Origin of the sequence: Pseudomonas schmalbachii, from assembly GCF_017589465.1 — a bacterium.
Lineage (GTDB): Bacteria > Pseudomonadota > Gammaproteobacteria > Pseudomonadales > Pseudomonadaceae > Pseudomonas > Pseudomonas schmalbachii.
The window spans coordinates 203,197-220,801 of the sequence record NZ_JAELYA010000007.1 but is presented as its reverse complement, the minus strand read 5'-3'; the positions used below and the strand labels follow the sequence as shown (position 1 = coordinate 220,801).

Genomic DNA, 17,605 nt, shown 5'->3' with positions numbered 1-17,605 from the left:
ACAAATCCTGCCTTAGAAATTCCGTCCCAGCTCGATATACAGCGCATGCTCGCTGGCGTCGTTCAGGCCGTAGCTGAATGACAGCGGCCCCAGCGGCGTCTCGAAGCCGAACATCACGCTGCCGGCATTGATGTAGCCGGTATCGAAGCTGTTGTCCTCGTTCCACACCCGCCCGCGTTCCAGGCTGCCGCCGACGTAGAGCGGGAAGTCCAGCGGCAGGAACGAGCGCTCGGTGAGGCGCCGGTAGTAGATGACCCGGCCGAGGCTGTAGTTCTGCCCGGCCAGCGCGTCCTGGCGGAAGCCCGAGAGCTGCCGCGCGCCGCCGAGCAGGAAGCTGGACACCACCACGTTCGCCTCGTCCAGCGTGCGTCCGTAGCCGCCGCCGAACACGAAGGTGTCGGCGTCGAAGCTGATCGCCTTGTCCAGGCGCAGGTCCCACTGCCGGTAGCGGTCGTCGTCGCCCAGCGAGGGCGTGTGCTGGCTGAGGGTCAGGCGGATGTTCTCGCCTTCGCTGGGGATGTCGACGTTGTCCATGGTGTCGAACGAATACTTCAGCTCGTAATAGCCTTCGTCGAAGCTGAAGTCCGGCAGGTCCTGGTCGCCGACGCGCAGCTTGGCGTTGCCGAACGCCTGCGCCACGCCGAAGCGGATCTCGCCGTTGTTGGCGATCTGCCGGCCGAGGTTGAGGCCGTAGCCGTAGCGGTCCAGGCGGTACTCGGCGATCGGGTCGTTGTCGAGAGTGGCCTCGATGTTCTGCGCCTCGTTGAGCAGGTAGGGCGCCACGAAATAGCGCGAGCCGACGTCCAGCGGCTGGTAGAACTCGCTGTAGATTTCCTGGTGGTTGCCGATCTGTACGCGCGTCAGCCATTCCGCGCCGAGCCGGTTGATGCCGTTGACCCGGTAGCTGGCGCCGACGTTGAAGGTGCTGTCGCCGCGCAGGTCGTCCGACAGGTTCAGGCCCAGGCGCAGGTAGTCGGTGCCGCTGCGCTTGCCGTGGGCGTGGATGACCAGCACGTTGCCGCCCTGTTCGCGGACCACGCGGTACTGCACCTGGTCGAAGTAGTCGAGGCCGTACAGCGTGCTCATGTCGCTCTGCAGGCGGTCGAGGTCCAGCCGCTCGCCGATCGGCTGGCGGATGTAGTGGCGGATCACCGCGTCGCTGACCTTGGAGTCGTTCTCCACGCGGATGTCGCTGATCACCGGCTTGCGCCTGCCCGGGGTGCGGGCCTCGGCCAGCGCGCCGGTTTCGCCGTCTGCCGAAGGGCGCAGTTCCGCCAGGCGCGGACCGAGGACGGTGGTGGCGCGGTAGCCGGCGTCGATCAGTTGCTCGATCTTGTCGAAATCGGTGGAGCCGTAGGCGCTCAGCGGCGGCTGGATCAGCACGTCGGTGTTCTTCAGCGTGGCGAGTTGGGCTTCGGAATTGGAACGGGTCATCAGGGTGATCGACTGGTTCATCACATCCAGCACCGTGTGCAGGCTCTTGCGGTCCTGCAGCGGGCTGCCGATATCCACCGCGATGACCACGTCGACGCCCATCCGCCGCGCCACGTCGATGGGAATGTTGTCGACCATGCCGCCGTCCACCAGCAGCCTGCCGCCGACCTCCACCGGCGCGAACACCGCCGGGATCGACATGCTGGCGCGGATCGCCTGCGGCAGGTGGCCGTGGTCGAAGACCACCTTGTCGCCGCTGGAAATATCGGTGGCGACGGCGCGGAAGGGGATCGCCAGCTTGTCGAAGTCGCGGGTGTCGCTGGTGTGCACCAGCAGGCGCTCCAGCAGCATCGACAGGTTCTGCCCCTGGATCACCCCCAGCGGAATGCCGAGGGTGCCGTCGTCGCGGAAGCTGAGCTTCTGCTTGACCAGGAAATCGCGGTCGTCCTGCTTGCGGCGGAACGGGATGTCCTGGCGAGGCGGGGAGTCGGAAAGCGTCTGCTGCCAGTCCAGGCCGAGGGCGATGCTTTCCAGCTCCTGCGGGCTGTAGCCGGATGCGTAGAGACCGCCGATCACCGCGCCCATGCTGGTGCCGGCGATGGCGTCGACATGGATGCCCTGTTCGTCCAGCGCCTTCAGCACGCCGATATGCGCCAGCCCGCGCGCAGCCCCGCCGGAAAGCACCAGGCCGATTTTCGGCCGCTGTTCGGCGGCGCTGAGGAGCATGGGCAGGAAAAGCAGCAGGGCGAGCAGCAGGCGTCGCATGGGTGGGACCGTATACGCAGGCGAGGCCGGTATTATAGGTGGATACTCCCTAGCCAGAGCCGTGCCATGCCCGCCGCCAAAGCCGAAATCGTCATCACTTATTGCACCCAATGCCAGTGGCTGCTGCGCGCCGCGTGGCTGGCCCAGGAGCTGCTGAGCACCTTCGCCGACGACCTCGGCAAGGTCAGCCTGGAACCGGGCACGGGCGGGGTGTTCCGCATCACCTGCGACGGCGTGCAGATCTGGGAACGCAAGGCCGACGGCGGCTTTCCCGAGGCCAAGGTATTGAAGCAGCGGGTACGCGACCAGATCGATCCGCAGCGGGACCTGGGGCATAACGACCGGCCTTGATCCGCCCGGTTCGTTTCGGGCGCATGGCGCCCTCCTACAAAACATGGCCCGGCCGACCGTAGGAGCAACTGTCTTCGCATCGTCGCGAGATGCCCCTAGGCGTAGGGTGGACAACGCTCCGCTTGTCCACCTTCCCGGCCCCACGACAAGGTGGAAATGCTTCGCGATTTCCACCCTACGCTCTTGCCATACCTGTAGGGCCATGCCCGCGATAATCAAACCGCTTGGGAGCGAATTTACTTAGCAAGCTAACTTTCATGCCTTAAGTCAAAGGCCGTAGGCGCTTGTACGAATAGTCTGGCGACACCCCATTCTCCGAACCGAGTGTCCCACATGAGCATCATCGTCACTGGCGCCGCCGGCTTCATCGGCAGCAACCTGGTCAAGGCGCTCAACCAGCGTGGTGAAACCGACATCATCGCGGTGGACGACCTGACCGAGGGCGACAAATTCCGCAACCTCGCCGATTGCGAGATCAGCGACTACCTGGACAAGCGCGATTTCGTCGAGCGCTATTCCCGGGGCGTGTTCGGCGTGGTCCGCGCGCTGTTCCACCAGGGCGCCTGCTCCAGCACCATGGAGGGCGACGGGCGCTACATGATGGACAACAACTATCGCTACAGCTGCGATCTGCTCAGCGCCAGCCTGTCGCTCGGCGTGCCGTTCCTCTATGCGTCGTCGGCGGCGGTGTACGGCGGCGGCAACGTGTTCCGCGAGGATCGCGCCTTCGAGCAGCCGCTGAATGTCTACGGCTACTCCAAGTTCCTCTTCGACCAGCGCGTGCGTCGCGAACTGGAGCATGCCCGCAGCCAGGTGGTCGGCTTGCGCTATTTCAACGTCTACGGCCCGCGCGAGCAGCACAAGGGACGCATGGCTTCGGTGGCCTTCCACTGCTTCAACCAGTACCGCGCCACCGGCAAGGTGCAACTGTTCGGCCGCTATGGCGACTATCCGGCCGGCGGCCACCTGCGCGATTTCGTCTCGGTGGAGGATGTCGTCGCGGTCAACATGCATTTCTTCGACCAGCCCGCGCAGAGCGGCATCTTCAACCTCGGCAGCGGCCGCGCGCAGCCGTTCAACGATGTGGCGCTGGCGGTGATCAACACCCTGCGCGCCCAGGACGACCAGCAACCGCTGACGCTCGAACAGGCTATCGCCCAGGGCGTCCTGGAGTACAGCGAGTTTCCCGAGCAACTGCGCGGCAAATACCAGTGCTACACCTGCGCCGATATCGACCTGCTGCGCGAAGCCGGCTACCGCAAGCCGATGTTCACCGTCGAGCAGGGCGTGGAGCGCTACTGCCGCTGGCTGATCGACCGCGACGCCTGATGACCTGATCCCGATCCGGCGTCGGCCCCGAACAGGCCGCCCCGCATGCAGTCGTGCGATGAAATCCTCGAAGTTGCCTCCCCAGGTATGAGGGTTTCGCAGTACGCACAGTTGCGGGGCGGCCTTCTTTTTTCTATTTCGCCAGGCGCGCGCTGATGAAGGTGGCGAGGATGATCAGCGCGCCGCCGGCGAGCATGCGCGGGCCGGGTTGTTCGCCGAACAGCACGGCGGCGAAGGCGATGCCGTAGACCGGTTCCAGGGCGAAGATCACCGCTGCCGTGCGCGCCTTGATCAGGCGCAGGCTGGCGACGAACAGGCTGTGCGCCACGCCGGTGCAGAGCACGCCGAGCAGGACCAGCCAGAGCCAGTCGAGCGCGCGGATCTTCGGCAGTTCGACGAACACCAGCGGCAGCAGGCAGGCGAGGATGGTCAGGTTCTGGCACAGCGCCGCCAGGATCGGGTCGACGCCTTTCACGCTGACCCGGTTGGCCAGCGACAGCAGGGCGAACAGCAGCCCGGACAGCACGCCCCAGAGCAGGCCGGCGGTGGCGCCGGAGGTGAAATCCAGACTGGGCGTGACCATCACCAGACCGACGCAGACCAGCGCGACGACGCCGTACTCGCCGCGCGTGATGCGTTCGCCGAACAGCAGCCCTTCGAGCAGCACGGTGAAGGCCGGGAAGCTGGCAAAGCCGAGAGTGGCGACGGCGACGTTGCCGACCTTCACCGCAAGGAAGAAGGTCAGCCAGTGCGCACACAGCAGCAGGCCGCTGCCGACCAGCATCGCCGCCTGGCGCAGGTCGGGGCGGGATTGACGGGAAAGGTGGCCGGCGAAGCCGCCGAGAGCCAGCACGCCGAACAGCGCGCGGCCGAAGACGATCACCAGTGGGCCGGCGAGGATCAGTTTGCCGAAGATGCCGGAGAGCCCGAACATCAGCGCGCCGATGTGCAGGCCGAGGAGGGCGGAGCGGGGTGTCAGCTGCATGTCAGGCCAGGCGCGCCCCATTGGACAGCGACTTATCGAAGCCGGCCAGCACCACCTTGTCTTCGCTGTCGTAGACGCCGGTCACCAGCACTTCCGAGCGCACGCCGGCGATGGATTTCGGCGCGAAGTTGCACACGCAGAGCACCTGCCGGCCGATCAGTTGTTCGACGGCGTAATGCGCGGTGATCTGCGCGCTGGAGGTCTTCATCCCCAGCGGGCCGAGATCGACCTGCAGCACATAGGCGGGTTTGCGCGCCTTCACGTTGGGTTCGGCGTGGACGATGGTGCCGACGCGCAGTTCGACGCGTTCGAAGTCCTGCCATTCGATGGTTTGCATGGGTTCGGTCTGCATGGGTTCGCTCTGCATGGGCTTCCTCCTGGATGCCGCAGAGTCTAGGGCGCCGGGCAGGCTTTGTCTGTCGCGCGGCTAGCGGGAATTGTCGCGCGCCTCTCGGCGCACCTCGCGCGGGGTGGCGCCGAACTCGCGAACCAGCGCCGCGGTGAAGGCGCTCTGCGACGCGTAGCCGACCCGCGCGGCGATCTCGCCTACCGGCAGGTGCGTGCCACGCAGCATTTCGAGGGCATGGTGCAGGCGCCGGCTGCGCACGTAGTCCATAGGCGTCTGCCCGGTTTCGGCGAGGAAGCGGGCGTGGAAACGCGCGCTGGACAGCCCGGTCAGTCGTGCCAGATCGGCGACCTGCAGCGGGTGGCCGCTGTGGCGGTCGATGTAGCTGTCCAGGCTTGCCAGCGGCAACTGTGCCGCTTCGGCCGTTCTCTCGCAGTCGGCGGCCAGGCTGGCGAGCAGGAGGATGGCGCCCTGGCGGGCGATCACCGGGTCCTGCAGCGGACTGCCGGCGAGCCAGCCGACCAGTTGTTCCTGGTTGGGGCTGAGCCGCACCGGTCCCGGCCGCTCCAGCAGGCGTCGACCGGCGTCGGCGTGGAGGCCGAGGGTCTGCAGCAGGTCGTCCTCGTCTTCCAGGTCGAGCACCAGGCAATGGCTGCCCTGTGGGCTGGCGCAGGCGTGATGGGTCTCGCGCGGGACCACTGCGAGGGTCTGGCAGGTCACCAGGCTGCCGCGCCCGCCGATCTCGAAATCCAGGCGGCCGCTCAGACCGAGCACCAGTTGGGCGTGCTCGTGGCTGTGGGCGAGGTGCTCGTGGTTGTAGCGGCGCAGGGAGAGAATCGGACTCATTGCAGGCTCCGGCGGTCAGGCCGACAGTCTACTGTGCCGGGTCCGCTGGTGGCACTGCGTTCGGCAGGAGCGTGCCGGGCGGCGGGTGCTACAGCCGCCCGGTTCGATGTGGTTCAGAACAGCTGCCGGTCATGATCCAGGCACTGGTCGACCAGCCATTTGCCGTGGGCGATGGAAGCGTGCTGGGCCTTTTCCAGCTCGGCCATGAAGGCGTATTCCAGCGGCAGCGGCTTGCGCTTGGTGGTCTGCCCGTCCGGCGTGGTGATGTGGCATCCGCCGGCCCAGGGCGTGGGGATGCCCGGATGCTCGACGACATCGGCGGTGATGATGTAGTCACGGTGCGTGCATTGCATCAGGCTCATGAGATCGTCCTCGGTGTTGGTCCGCCATCGAGGTCGTGGGGAAGGCCTGATGGCGGGGTGGATGTCCCGGCTGTGAACAGCACTTCCTGCGTAACTGCCACCATAGACCAGTTGGGCGCGCGTGCAGCCGGCTGCCGACGAGTTGCCTTTTTCGTGCCCGTACCAGTAGGTTGGGCTGAGGTACGAAGCCCAACGAAATGGGTGCAGGCCCTGGCAGATGTTGGGCTTCGCTGCGCTCAGCGCCAACCTTGTATCTCTCCAGGGCAATGAGATTAGCTACCTCCTTGCCCGGAGCCGGGTGAGCACCGCGCCAACCTGAGAGTTCGACTCTGCGTTGTAGATTGTGCCCCCGGCTCTCTTTCTCCTAATCCTGAATGGTATCCAAGCCCCTCCACGGGAGTGAGGCTGCATGAACAAGGCAAGGATCGAGAGATGACCGTAATCGGTATCGACGTCAGTAAGCAGAAGCTGGACTGTCTGTGGTTGCGAGACCCGGAGAGTCTGAAGATCAAAACCAAGGTATTCGCCAACCAGCCGAGCGGCTTTGCGGCCTTGATCGACTGGTGCTGCGCCCAGACCGGAGAGACGGCTGGGCAGTTGAGAGTGTTTCTCGAGGCGACCGGGGTCTATCACGAGGCCCTGGCGTATTACCTGCATGACCGTGGGGTGCAGGTCTTCGTCCTGAACCCGGCCCACGTCCGCGATTACGCGCGCAGCCTGGGGGTACGCGGTAAGACCGACAAGCAGGACAGCCTGGTGTTGGCGCGTTATGGCTCCAGCCATCAGGTTCGTCGCTGGCAGCCGGAGCGACGTGAGATCCGCGAACTGAAGGCGATGATCGCGCGCTACGAGGCGCTGCAAGAGGACCTCCAGCGCGAAGCCAATCGCCGTGAGAAGGCGGAAATCACCGGCAGCAGCATCAGTGTCCTGGCCTCCATCGACACGATGCTCAGCGCCTTGCGCCAGGAAGCCGAGCGCCTCAGGCAGGACATCGACGATCACATCGATCGACATGACGGCCTCAAGCGCGATCGCGAACTCCTGCAAAGCATCCAGGGGATCGGCGAGGTGCTTTCACGCCACCTGCTAGCGATGCTGCACAGCCGCGACTTTGCGAGCGCCCGACAATGTGCCGCCTTTGCAGGGCTAGTCCCGAGACCCTGGGAATCCGGCAGTTCGGTGAAGGGCCGGGCGCATCTGACCAAGACGGGGCAGCCCCGGCTGCGGGCCAAGCTGTACATGGGCGCGATCGTCGCCAAACGCTACAACCCGACGGTGCGGGCGCTGTACCAGCGCCTGCTGGCCCGAGGAAAAGCCAAGAAAAGCGCCTTGGGCGCCGCCATGCGCAAGCTGTTGCAGATTGCCTACGGTGTGCTCAAGACGCAGACCCACTATCAGCCGCAACCAACTTGAACAGCTGGTTGCAACTGATTGGAGAGATGGTATCTACGCGACCTTGCTTCCGGCTTTTCTTCTCCGGTGACTCGCGCCAGACTCACGTCCATGCCAATCCAGACCCTTTCCCGCCTCGCCGACGTGGATGCCCGCCAGTGGGATGCCCTGCTGCCGGACGCCCAGCCGTTCCTCCGCCATGCCTTCCTCGCCAGCCTGGAAGACAGCGGCAGCGTCGGCGCGCACAGCGGCTGGCGGCCGGCGCATCGCCTGTTCCCGGGCGATGACGGCAGGTTGATGGCCGCGCTGCCGGCCTACCTGAAGAGCCATTCCTACGGCGAATACGTGTTCGACTGGAGCTGGGCCGACGCCTGCCAGCGCGCCGGTATCCGCTATTACCCGAAGCTGCTGGTCGGCGTGCCGTTCACGCCGGTCGCTGGCGCGCGGCTGCTCGGCGAGGCGGGCGCGTTGCGAATGCTGCTTGGTTCGCTGACGGAAGGGATGGCTGACGGGCGCTGGTCCGGCGTGCATGTGAACTTCACCGATCCCGCCGCCGATGCGTTGCTGGCGACCGAGCCCGGCTGGCTGGAGCGGCTGGGCTGCCAGTATCACTGGTTCAATCGCGGTTATCGCGATTTCCAGGACTTCCTCGACGCGCTCAGCTCGCGCAAGCGCAAGCAGATCCGCAAGGAGCGCGAGCAGGTGGCCGGGCTGGGCATCGACTTCCTCTGGCTTGGCGGGCACGAACTGAGCGAGGCGGAGTGGGATTTCGTCCATGCCTGCTATTCCAGCACCTACCACGTGCGCGGCCAGGCGCCGTATCTGACGCGGGATTTCTTCAGCCTGCTGGCCGAACGCATGCCCGAGGCGATCCGCGTGGTTTTCGCCCGGCGCGGCGCACGGCCGGTGGCCATGGCTTTCAGCCTGGTCGACGGCGATACCTTCTATGGGCGCTACTGGGGCTGTCTGGCGGAGTTCGACCGGCTGCACTTCGAAACCTGCTTCTACCAGGGCCTGGACCAGGCCATCGCCGCGGGGCTTCGGCGTTTCGACGCCGGAGCCCAGGGCGAGCACAAGTTGATCCGGGGTTTCGAGCCGGTGATCACCCGCTCCTGGCACAAACTGGCCCACCCCGGCTTGCGTGCCGCCGTGGACGATTTCCTGCATCAGGAGCGGGGAGGGGTGCTGGCCTACGCCGAGGAGGCGCGCGGCCTGCTGCCCTATCGGCAGGGTTGATCAGCCGATGGTCTGTTCGGGGGGAGTGGTGAGCGTGGAGCCGCCCCATTCGAGGAAGCGAAGCTTGCGGACTTCGCCGTCGCTGTCTTCGTAGACGAGGGTTACCGGCACGACGCCTGTCTTCTGGGAGGTGTCGGTGCGGTGCAGCACCTTCTGGACATCGATCTCCATCCCGTAGTGGTAATCCACCGGTTCGACACCAGCTCCGTGATTCTGCAGGCCATCCTGGGCGAATACGCTGGGCGCGAGGCTGGAGAGCAGGGCGCTTACAACCGAGGCCATTTTCATAGGCTTGTTTTCCTCTGTTGGGTTTCGCTGACAAGGACTTTATCTGACCGGGCCGAGGGGGTTAGTTCATCCGGTTCGAAGGGGTTGTGGAATTTGGATGGCCATTTGCCGGCGGAAATCGCCCGTGCTTGAGGTGGTGCGACCGTTCGTCACATGTTGGGAAATTTTCAGTACGAAGGGTCGGGCGGGGCGTTGTTTCGCGGGCATGGCCCGCTCCTACAGTCGAGATCAAACCGTAGGAGCAATTGTCTTGGAACGGAGACGTAGGGTGGACAACGCGAAGCTTGTCCACCTTCTGTTTCTGCGTGGCGCGCTGGTGGAAAAGGCTTCGCCGTTTTCCACCCTACAAAGCGCGCTATCCCGTAGGCGGGCCATGCCCGCGATGGTCAATCCACCCCAACGAACCCGCCCGTCTGGTGCTGCCACAGGCGCGCGTAGAGGCCGCCGTGGTCGAGCAGTTCGGCGTGGCTGCCGCTTTCGACGATGTGGCCGCGATCCAGCACCACCAGGCGGTCCATGCGGGCGATGGTGGAGAGGCGGTGGGCGATGGCGATTACCGTCTTGCCGCGCATGAGGGTTTCCAGGCTTTCCTGGATCGCTGCTTCCACTTCCGAATCGAGCGCCGAGGTGGCTTCGTCGAGGATCAGGATCGGCGCGTCCTTGAGCAGCACGCGGGCGATGGCGATGCGCTGGCGCTGGCCGCCGGAGAGTTTCACGCCGCGCTCGCCGACATGGGCGTCGAATCCGCGCCGGCCCTGGGCGTCGCTGAGCTGCGGGATGAACTCGTCGGCGCGGGCTTTGCGCACCGCTTCCAGCAGTTCGGCATCGCTGGCGTCGGGGCGGCCGTAGAGCAGGTTGTCGCGGATCGAGCGGTGCAGCAGCGAGGTGTCCTGGGTGACCATGCCGATCTGCGCGCGCAGGCTTTCCTGGGTCACGCCGGCGATGTCCTGGCCGTCGATGAGGATGTGCCCGCCCTCGATGTCGTAGAGGCGCAGCAGCAGGTTGACGAGTGTCGACTTGCCGGCGCCGGAAGGCCCGACCAGGCCGATCTTCTCGCCCGGCCGCACCCGCAGGTCGAGTTCCTGGATCACCCCGCTGCCCTTGCCGTAGTGGAAGGTGACCTGCTCGAAGCGCACCTCGCCGCGCGTCACCTGCAGCGGCGCGGCATTCTCGCGGTCGACCACCTGGCGCGGCAGGGCGATGGTCTGCATGCCGTCCTGCACCTGGCCGATGTTCTCGAAGATGCCGCCGACCACCCACATGATCCAGCCGGACATGTTGTTGATGCGGATGACCAGGCTGGTGGCCAGGGCGATGGCGCCGACCGAGATCAGCCCGACGCTCCACAGCCACAGGGCCAGGCCGCAGGTTCCGGCGATCAGCAGGCCGTTCATGGCGGTGATGGTCACGTCCATCGCGGTCACCACGCGGGAGGCCATTTGCGTCTTGAGCGTCTGGTCGTCCAGCGCCTCGCGGGCGTAGTCCTCTTCCTTGCTGGTGTGGGCGAACAGCTTGAGGGTGGTGATGTTGGTGTAGCCGTCGACGATCCGTCCCATCAGCTTCGAGCGCGAATCCGAGGCGGCCACCGAGCGCCGTTTCACCTGCGGCACGAAGTGGGCGAGGGCGGCGATGTAGCCGACGATCCACAGCGCCAGCGGAATCATCAGGCGCCAGTCGGCTTCGGCGAACAGCACCAGCGCGCTGGCCGCGTAGACGGTCACGTGCCACAGCGCGTCCACCGTCTGCACCGCCGAATCGCGCAGCGAGTTGCCGGTCTGCATGATGCGCTGGGCGATGCGCCCGGCGAAGTCGTTCTGGAAGAAGCCGAGACTCTGCTTGAGCACGTAGCGGTGGTTCTGCCAGCGGATCAGGTTGGTCATGCTCGGGTTGATCGCCTGGTGCACCAGCAGGTCGTGCAGGGCGTTGAACAGCGGGCGCAGGACCAGCGCGACCACCGCCATCCAGGCCAGTTCGCGGCCATGCAGGCGGAAGAAGTCGGCGGCGGCGGTGCTCTGCGCGAGGTCGACGATGCGTCCGAGGTAGCTGAACAGCGCCACCTCTATCAGCGCGACGATCAGGCCGACCAGCAACAGGGCGAGGAACGCCGGCCAGACCTGGCGCAGGTAGTGGGCGTAGAAGCGCACCACCTCGGCGGGCGGCATGCGGTCGGCGGAGGGGCGGAAGGGGTCGATCAGTCTTTCGAAACGGCGGAAGAACATGGTTTGCTCTCGTCAGCCATCATCCTTGGCATTGGCCCCTCGGTCTGGGAGCTAGCGAGCTAGAGCCAGACAAGGCGAAAGCGAGCGAAGACGCGGAGTTTACTATTGTAAATGAGCAGTCTGAGCTCGCTTTCAACGCAGTATGGCCGACGCGCAGCAGCTACCTATGGAAACTCATAGGCGCTTGGCGGACAGGATTACGATCGGCTCGCGCGGCACATCCTGGTACATGCCGCGGTTGCCGGTCTGCACCTTGGCGATCTGCTCGACCACGCCCATGCCGCGCACCACCTTGCCGAACACGGCATAGCCGAAGTCCCGTGCGCCATGGTTGAGGAAACCGTTGTCGCTCAGGTTGATGAAGAACTGGCTGGTGGCCGAGTTGACGTCGCTGGTGCGCGCCATGGCCAGGGTGCCGGGCTCATTGAGCAGGCCGTTGTCGGCCTCGTTCTTGATCGGCGCCTGGGTGTCTTTCTGCTGCATGTTCTCGGTGAAGCCGCCGGTCTGCACCATGAAGCCGGGGATTACCCGGTGGAAGATGGTGCCGTTGTAGAACCCGCTGTCGACGTAGCCGAGGAAGTTCTTCACCGAGACCGGCGCCTTGGCGGCGTCCAGTTCCACTTCGATTTCGCCGAGCGTGGTGGACAGCAGCACGTGCGGTCTGGCCGGATCGGCGGCGAGCACGGAGCTGGCGAGAAGCAGGGTCGAGGCAGCGAGCAGCAGGCGTTTGAACAGGGTCATTGGCATTTCCTTGCGGGTTGCGAGAGGTCGACCTGCTCGAGGAAGTCGAGCAGGGTGCGGTTGAATTGTTCGGGCTGGTCCAGCGGCGTGGCGTGGCGCGAGTCCTCGATCACCACCAGGCGCGCGCTCGGCAGGCGGTCGACGTAGGCCTGTTTCAGCGATACCGGGGTGTAGTCGTTGTCGGCGCTGATCACCAGCGTCGGACAGGTTATTTGCCCCAGCCGCTCCTGCACACCCCAGCCGATGATGGCGTGCAGGCTGGAGAGGTAGGCGCGCTTGTCGTTCTGCGGCCAGCGCTGCTCGATCTTGCGCCGCAGCTCGGCCTGCTCCGGTTTCGGGAAGAGCATCTTGCCGAGCGCCTTGCCGACCGTGTTGAGGCCCATCACCCGGGCGAGGAACAGCCGCCGCGCCATTTCCAGGTATTCGCGGACGGTGCGTAGTTTCACCTCCGGCGCGCTGTTGACGATGGTCAGGCTGCGCAGCAGGTCGGGGCGGCGGGTAGCCAGTTCGAAGCCGATCATGCCGCCCATGCTGATGCCCACCAGATGCAGCGGGGCGAGGGCGAGATGCTCGATCAGGGCGATCACGTCGGCGGAGAAACCGGCGATGCTGTAGCGCTCGTCCGGCTTGTCGGACTGGCCATGACCGCGCACGTCGACGGCGATCACCCGGTGGTGCTTTTCCAGTTCGGGGATCTGGTATTCCCAGTCGCGGGTGCTGGAGCCCAGCCCGTGAACCAGCAATACCGGCGTCCCGTCGCCGCTTTCCACATAGTGCAGGCGCTGGCCTGCGTGATTGAACCAGGGCATTGGCTATCTCCTTCAGGCGAGATCCGGCGCGGCGAAATGCGCGTCCAGGGGGACTTCGGCAAAGGTCTTGATCAGCTCGACGAGGATCTGCGTGGCCGGGCCGAGGGGTTTTTCCTTGTTCGGGTACAGGTAGAAACGGCTCTGCCGGTTGCCGCCCTGGTTCAGTGGCAGCGGCTTGAGCAGGCCGTCCTTCAGCTCGCGCTCGATCATGTGGCGCGGCAGCCAGGCGAAGCCGAGGCCGTTGCCGACGAAGGTCGCCGCGGTCGCCAGGCTGCCCACCGTCCAGCGCTGCTCGGCGCCGAGCCAGCCGACGTCGCGCGGCTGCAGGCGGCCGGAGTCGCGGATCACCACCTGCATGTGGGCTTCCAGGTCCTGGTGGGTGACTTCCCGTTGCAGGCGGTGCAGCGGGTGGTCGGGGTGGGCGACGGCGACGAACTCCACCAGGCTGAGATCGGCGCCGAGGTGGCCGGGGATGTTCAGGCTGCTGATGGCGAGGTCGGCGGCGCCCTGGATCAGCGCTTCCTCCACGCCGGACAGCACCTCCTCGCGCAGCAGTACCCGGCAGCCGCGGCTCTGCGGCATGAAGGCGGACAGCGCGCGCACCAGGCGCTGGGTCGGGTAGGCGGCGTCCACCACCAGGCGCACTTCCGGTTCCCAGCCCTGTTCCATGTGGTGGGCCAGTTCTTCCAACTGGCTGGCCGATTTCACCAGTTGCCGCGAGCGGCGCAGCAGCACCTCGCCGGCCTCGGTCAGCACCGCCTTGCGCCCGTCGATGCGCAGCAGGGGCACGCCGAGCTGTTCCTGCATGCGCGCCACGGTGTAGCTGATCGACGATTGCGAGCGGTGCAGCGCCTCCGCCGCCTGGGCGAAGCCGCCGTGATCGACCACGGCCTGCAGTGTGCGCCATTGATCCAGGGTTACGCGGGGCGCTTTCATCCTCGCTTCCTCTTGCCTTAATCTGGATGGCCCAATCTGGAGACCATCATGAAAAGAATCTGCTGTGTCCTGCTTGCCGCACTGCCGCTGACCGCCATGGCCTTCTATCCCATTGAGGTGGAGAAGCAGCTCAACGGCGCCGAGGTGTCCTACGACACCCAGGATGCCGGTGGCAACGTGGCCGCGCTGCTGCTGCGCAACAATGGCGAGCGTTCCGCCTCGTGCAAGGCCGTGTTCGCCAACGGCCCGGAAAACCCCCGGACCCGCAAGGTCGTGCTGGAACCCGGCAAGAGCGCTAACCTCACTTCCAGCTTCAAGCAGCAGATCATCAAGCTGCGCATCAAGCTGACCTGCGAGCCGGTGTGAGCCGTCGCGGGGCATGTTTCCCAGACTAGGAGCCGCTTGCGGATAAATCAACTTAATCGATTGTTGAGAGCGATTTTTTGCGCTTTTTTATCGATTAGCCATTCCCTAGTCTTCACTCCATCGCAGCTAACGACCGATGGAGGTCGAATCCATGTCCCGCGTCCTGGTTATCGAAAGCAGTGCCCGCAAGGAAGGTTCCGTTTCCCGCCAACTGACCCGTGATTTCATCGCCCAGTGGCAGGCCGCTCACCCGGCCGACGAGATCACCGTCCGCGACCTGGCCGTCGAGCAGGTGCCGCATCTGGACGCCGATCTGCTGGGCGGCTGGATGAAGCCGGCCGACCAGCACAGCGACAGCGAGGCGGCCGCGCTGCAGCGTTCCAACCTGCTGACCGAGGAACTGCTGGCGGCGGACGTGCTGGTCCTGGCGGCGCCGATGTACAACTTCGGCATCCCCAGCACCCTGAAATCCTGGCTGGACCACGTGCTGCGCGCCGGCGTCACCTTCAAGTACACCGAGAACGGCCCGCAGGGCCTGCTCAGCGGCAAGCGCGCCTTCGTCCTGACCAGCCGCGGCGGCATCTACGCCGGCGGCCCGCTGGACCACCAAGAGCCCTATCTGCGCCAGGCGATGGCCTTCATCGGCATCCATGACGTCACCTTCATCCACGCCGAAGGCCTGAACATGGGCGCCGAGTACGCCGAGAAGGGCATGAGCAAGGCCCGCGCGCAGCTCGCCGCCGTAGCCTGATCGAAACTTCCGCCTCTCCTTGCGCGCCCCCTGCTCCTTGGCGCAACCGCGGCCGACCTCTGCAACATCGGAGGTCGGCCGTTTTTTATTTGGTAGGTTGGCGCTGAGCTTGCGAAGCCCAACGCCGGGTGGGTACGGAATGTTGGGCTTCGCTGCGCTCAGCGCCAACCTACGGTCCTACGTTTCCGCATACCGCTCTGCAAAATATTGGCGGAGGAATTCCACCGCGACGCGCACCTTCGCCGAGCTGGACAATGGCGCCGCATGCACCGCCCAGATATCCGCCGGTTGCCGGTACTCCGGCAGCAGGTGCACCAGCGCGCCGCTGGCCAGGCTGTCGCGTACGTCCCATAGCGAGCGCAGCAGCACGCCGCGTCCGTCCAGGCACCACTGGTGCACCACCTCGCCGTGGTTGGCGGAGAGCGGTCCAGTGACCTTCACGCTTTCCTCGCCGGCCGGGCCTTGCAGGCGCCAGATGCCGAAGGGGTGGTCGCGTTCCTTGATGACCAGGCAATCGTGCTGCGCCAGCTCCGCCAGGGCGCGCGGCGTGCCGCGACGTTCCAGATAGGCGGGGGAGGCGCAGAGCACCCGGCTGTTCTTCGCCAGCGGCTTGGCGATCAGGTTCGGTGCGATCTCGTTGCCGATGCGTATATCCAGGTCGAAGCCTTCGTCGATCAGGTCGACCAGGCGGTCGTAGACGTCCAGGCGGATATCCAGTTGTGGGTAGCGCGCCGACAGCTCCGACAGCGCCGGGGCGACGAAGCGCCGGCCGAGGCCGAAGCTGCTGACGATGCGCAGCTGGCCGCTTGGCTCGCGGTGCAGGGCGGAAACCTCGTCGCCCATGCGCTGCACCGCGTCGAAGATGCGCAGCGCCCACTGGTAGACCCGCTCGCCATCCTCGCTGACCGACACGCGCCGGGTGGTGCGGTGCAGCAGGCGCACGCCCATGTCCTGTTCGAGCAGGCGGATGCGCTTGCTGATGAACGCGGTGGACATCCCCAGCTCGCTGGCGGCGGCGGCGAAGCTGGAGCGCTTGGCGACTTGCACGAAGACGTTGAGGTCTTCCAGGTTCGGCAGATTGTTCACAGAGCGTGCACCAAGAATCAATGGATCGAGTGATTATGTCTTCCTGAAACGCTTATAGCATGGCTTTCACTCGTTTCACTTCCCTCAAGAGTGTGCCCGGCATGAGCAAGACATTCAGGATCGCCGCGATTCCCGGCGACGGTATCGGCAACGAAGTCCTTCCCGAAGGCGTCCGTGTGGTTCAGGCCGCGGCGCAGAAGCATGGGCTGAATCTGGAAATCGAACACTTCGAGTGGGCCAGCTGCGACTACTACCTGCAGCACGGCAAGATGATGCCCGACGACTGGTTCGAGCAGCTGCAGCGCTTCGACGCCCTGTACTTCGGCGCGGTCGGCTGGCCGGACAAGGTGCCGGACCATATCTCCCTGTGGGGCTCGCTGCTGAAGTTCCGCCGCGAGTTCGACCAGTACGTGAACATCCGTCCGGTGCGCCTGTTCCCCGGCGTTCCGTGCCCGCTGGCCGGCAAGCAGCCGGGCGACATCGACTTCGTGGTGATCCGCGAGAACACCGAGGGCGAATACTCCTCGCTCGGCGGCCGCATGTTCGAAGGCACCGAGAACGAATTCGTCCTGCAGGAATCGGTGTTCACCCGCCGTGGCGTCGACCGCATCCTCAAGTACGCCTTCGATCTGGCGCAGACCCGCGAGCGCAAGCGCCTGACCTCGGCCACCAAGTCCAACGGCATGGCGGTCAGCATGCCCTACTGGGACGAGCGCACCGAGGCGATGGCTGCCGGTTATCCGGAGATCACCTGGGACAAGCAGCACATCGATATCCTCTGCGCCCGCTTCGTGCTGCAGCCGGAGCGTTTCGACGTGGTGGTGGCCTCCAACCTGTTCGGCGACATCCTCTCCGACCTCGGCCCGGCCTGCGCCGGCACCATCGGTATCGCGCCGTCGGCCAACCTCAACCCCGAGCGCAAGTTCCCCTCGCTGTTCGAGCCGGTTCACGGTTCCGCGCCGGACATCTACGGCAAGAACATCGCCAACCCGATCGCCATGATCTGGTCCGGCGCGCTGATGCTGGACTTCCTCGGCAACGGCGAAGGCGCCTGCCGCGCTGCGCATGACGACATCCTCCGCGCCATCGAGCAGGTGATCGCCGAAGGCCGCGTGACCCGCGACATGGGCGGCGAGCAGTCGACCCGGCAGGTCGGCGAGGCGATCGCCGGGCTCGTTCAGGGCTGAAACCCGGCGCTGCCGCACCTCGGCAGGTGACGACCGATCGTCACCTGCTACCAAGGGAGGGGGTGCGGCAATCTTGCACACAGGAGGCTTTGCGTGCACACTGTTAACCAATGGATTTTAGTAAACCAAAGGTTAACAGGAGCAATAGACAAGGACAACCCAAACGAATAACGGCT

18 protein-coding genes are annotated in these 17,605 nt (G+C 65.4%); 7 read left to right on the top strand and 11 right to left on the bottom strand.

The features are described 5' to 3' along the window. Positions 1-12: 12 nt before the first annotated feature. Positions 13-2,199, bottom strand: a complete 2,187-nt coding sequence (locus JFY56_RS18460) for a patatin-like phospholipase family protein (RefSeq protein WP_208315408.1) — start codon at positions 2,197-2,199, stop codon at positions 13-15. A gap of 66 nt (positions 2,200-2,265) precedes the next feature. Between JFY56_RS18460 and JFY56_RS18455 the strand changes: the two genes are divergently transcribed. Both JFY56_RS18455 and rfaD read left to right on the top strand, forming a co-directional pair. Beyond that, a complete protein-coding gene (locus tag JFY56_RS18455; RefSeq protein ID WP_208315406.1) occupies positions 2,266-2,550 on the top strand; it encodes a SelT/SelW/SelH family protein in 285 nt (94 codons plus the stop codon). Between the two features lie 333 nt (positions 2,551-2,883). Next, entirely contained in the window at positions 2,884-3,879 is a 996-nt protein-coding gene (gene rfaD, locus JFY56_RS18450; RefSeq protein ID WP_208315404.1) for an ADP-glyceromanno-heptose 6-epimerase, read from the top strand. Positions 3,880-4,012: 133 nt separating this feature from the next. Here rfaD and JFY56_RS18445 read toward each other — a convergent pair whose 3' ends face one another. From JFY56_RS18445 to JFY56_RS18430, 4 genes are all read right to left on the bottom strand, one after another. Beyond that, positions 4,013-4,858: a DMT family transporter gene (locus tag JFY56_RS18445; protein ID WP_208315615.1), complete on the bottom strand. Its 846-nt coding sequence runs from the start codon at positions 4,856-4,858 to the stop codon at positions 4,013-4,015. A 7-nt stretch (positions 4,859-4,865) separates the two neighbouring features. Beyond that, positions 4,866-5,201: a tRNA-binding protein gene (locus JFY56_RS18440; RefSeq protein ID WP_208315614.1), complete on the bottom strand. Its 336-nt coding sequence runs from the start codon at positions 5,199-5,201 to the stop codon at positions 4,866-4,868. 90 nt (positions 5,202-5,291) lie between these two features. Next, positions 5,292-6,056, bottom strand: coding sequence for an AraC family transcriptional regulator (locus JFY56_RS18435; RefSeq protein WP_208315402.1), 765 nt, complete (start codon positions 6,054-6,056; stop codon positions 5,292-5,294). Positions 6,057-6,169: 113 nt separating this feature from the next. Then, positions 6,170-6,418 (bottom strand): hypothetical protein, encoded by a 249-nt coding sequence (locus tag JFY56_RS18430; protein ID WP_208315400.1) that lies wholly within the window; start codon positions 6,416-6,418, stop codon positions 6,170-6,172. 432 nt (positions 6,419-6,850) lie between these two features. On the opposite strand from JFY56_RS18430, the gene JFY56_RS18425 reads away from it, so the two are divergent. Continuing rightward, positions 6,851-7,831: an IS110 family RNA-guided transposase gene (locus JFY56_RS18425; protein WP_208315398.1), complete on the top strand. Its 981-nt coding sequence runs from the start codon at positions 6,851-6,853 to the stop codon at positions 7,829-7,831. A 90-nt stretch (positions 7,832-7,921) separates the two neighbouring features. Continuing rightward, a complete protein-coding gene (locus tag JFY56_RS18420) occupies positions 7,922-9,046 on the top strand; it encodes a GNAT family N-acetyltransferase (RefSeq protein ID WP_208315396.1) in 1,125 nt (374 codons plus the stop codon). Here the strand turns inward: JFY56_RS18420 and JFY56_RS18415 are convergent, their stop codons facing one another. The 5 genes from JFY56_RS18415 to JFY56_RS18395 form a co-directional block, all read right to left on the bottom strand. Next, complete coding sequence (locus tag JFY56_RS18415; RefSeq protein ID WP_208315394.1) at positions 9,047-9,334, bottom strand: DUF2790 domain-containing protein; 288 nt, start codon at positions 9,332-9,334, stop codon at positions 9,047-9,049. Positions 9,335-9,720: 386 nt separating this feature from the next. After that, the gene (locus tag JFY56_RS18410; RefSeq protein WP_208315392.1) at positions 9,721-11,553 is read right to left on the bottom strand and encodes an ABC transporter ATP-binding protein; all 1,833 of its coding nucleotides are present in this window, start codon (positions 11,551-11,553) and stop codon (positions 9,721-9,723) included. Positions 11,554-11,727: 174 nt separating this feature from the next. After that, the gene (locus tag JFY56_RS18405; protein WP_208315613.1) at positions 11,728-12,288 is read right to left on the bottom strand and encodes a peptidylprolyl isomerase; all 561 of its coding nucleotides are present in this window, start codon (positions 12,286-12,288) and stop codon (positions 11,728-11,730) included. Positions 12,289-12,290: 2 nt separating this feature from the next. Then, a complete protein-coding gene (locus JFY56_RS18400; RefSeq protein WP_208315390.1) occupies positions 12,291-13,103 on the bottom strand; it encodes an alpha/beta fold hydrolase in 813 nt (270 codons plus the stop codon). A 12-nt stretch (positions 13,104-13,115) separates the two neighbouring features. Continuing rightward, entirely contained in the window at positions 13,116-14,039 is a 924-nt protein-coding gene (locus tag JFY56_RS18395) for a LysR family transcriptional regulator (protein WP_208315388.1), read from the bottom strand. Between the two features lie 48 nt (positions 14,040-14,087). Here JFY56_RS18395 and JFY56_RS18390 point away from each other — a divergent pair, with 48 nt between their 5' ends. Together JFY56_RS18390 and JFY56_RS18385 are read left to right on the top strand one after the other, a co-directional pair. After that, complete coding sequence (locus JFY56_RS18390; RefSeq protein ID WP_208315386.1) at positions 14,088-14,405, top strand: 3-phosphoglycerate kinase; 318 nt, start codon at positions 14,088-14,090, stop codon at positions 14,403-14,405. A 151-nt stretch (positions 14,406-14,556) separates the two neighbouring features. Further along, entirely contained in the window at positions 14,557-15,156 is a 600-nt protein-coding gene (locus JFY56_RS18385; RefSeq protein ID WP_208315384.1) for an FMN-dependent NADH-azoreductase, read from the top strand. Positions 15,157-15,333: 177 nt separating this feature from the next. Here the strand turns inward: JFY56_RS18385 and JFY56_RS18380 are convergent, their stop codons facing one another. Further along, the gene (locus tag JFY56_RS18380) at positions 15,334-16,242 is read right to left on the bottom strand and encodes a LysR substrate-binding domain-containing protein (RefSeq protein WP_208315382.1); all 909 of its coding nucleotides are present in this window, start codon (positions 16,240-16,242) and stop codon (positions 15,334-15,336) included. A gap of 101 nt (positions 16,243-16,343) precedes the next feature. On the opposite strand from JFY56_RS18380, the gene JFY56_RS18375 reads away from it, so the two are divergent. Beyond that, positions 16,344-17,429 carry a tartrate dehydrogenase gene (locus JFY56_RS18375; RefSeq protein WP_208315380.1) on the top strand — a complete coding sequence of 362 codons (1,086 nt, stop codon included), beginning with the start codon at positions 16,344-16,346 and terminating at the stop codon, positions 17,427-17,429. The last annotated feature ends 176 nt before the right edge of the window (positions 17,430-17,605 follow it).

Bases quoted from the DNA above. Each gene is read 5' to 3' on its own strand.
- JFY56_RS18460 (WP_208315408.1), bottom strand. From the start codon at position 2,199: ATGCGACGCCTGCTGCTCGCCCTGCTGCTTTTCCTGCCCATGCTCCTC.
- JFY56_RS18455 (WP_208315406.1), top strand. From the start codon at position 2,266: ATGCCCGCCGCCAAAGCCGAAATCGTCATCACTTATTGCACCCAATGC.
- rfaD (WP_208315404.1), top strand. From the start codon at position 2,884: ATGAGCATCATCGTCACTGGCGCCGCCGGCTTCATCGGCAGCAACCTG.
- JFY56_RS18440 (WP_208315614.1), bottom strand. From the start codon at position 5,201: ATGCAAACCATCGAATGGCAGGACTTCGAACGCGTCGAACTGCGCGTC.
- JFY56_RS18435 (WP_208315402.1), bottom strand. From the start codon at position 6,056: ATGAGTCCGATTCTCTCCCTGCGCCGCTACAACCACGAGCACCTCGCC.
- JFY56_RS18430 (WP_208315400.1), bottom strand. From the start codon at position 6,418: ATGAGCCTGATGCAATGCACGCACCGTGACTACATCATCACCGCCGAT.
- JFY56_RS18425 (WP_208315398.1), top strand. From the start codon at position 6,851: ATGACCGTAATCGGTATCGACGTCAGTAAGCAGAAGCTGGACTGTCTG.
- JFY56_RS18420 (WP_208315396.1), top strand. From the start codon at position 7,922: ATGCCAATCCAGACCCTTTCCCGCCTCGCCGACGTGGATGCCCGCCAG.
- JFY56_RS18415 (WP_208315394.1), bottom strand. From the start codon at position 9,334: ATGAAAATGGCCTCGGTTGTAAGCGCCCTGCTCTCCAGCCTCGCGCCC.
- JFY56_RS18410 (WP_208315392.1), bottom strand. From the start codon at position 11,553: ATGTTCTTCCGCCGTTTCGAAAGACTGATCGACCCCTTCCGCCCCTCC.
- JFY56_RS18400 (WP_208315390.1), bottom strand. From the start codon at position 13,103: ATGCCCTGGTTCAATCACGCAGGCCAGCGCCTGCACTATGTGGAAAGC.
- JFY56_RS18395 (WP_208315388.1), bottom strand. From the start codon at position 14,039: ATGAAAGCGCCCCGCGTAACCCTGGATCAATGGCGCACACTGCAGGCC.
- JFY56_RS18390 (WP_208315386.1), top strand. From the start codon at position 14,088: ATGAAAAGAATCTGCTGTGTCCTGCTTGCCGCACTGCCGCTGACCGCC.
- JFY56_RS18385 (WP_208315384.1), top strand. From the start codon at position 14,557: ATGTCCCGCGTCCTGGTTATCGAAAGCAGTGCCCGCAAGGAAGGTTCC.
- JFY56_RS18375 (WP_208315380.1), top strand. From the start codon at position 16,344: ATGAGCAAGACATTCAGGATCGCCGCGATTCCCGGCGACGGTATCGGC.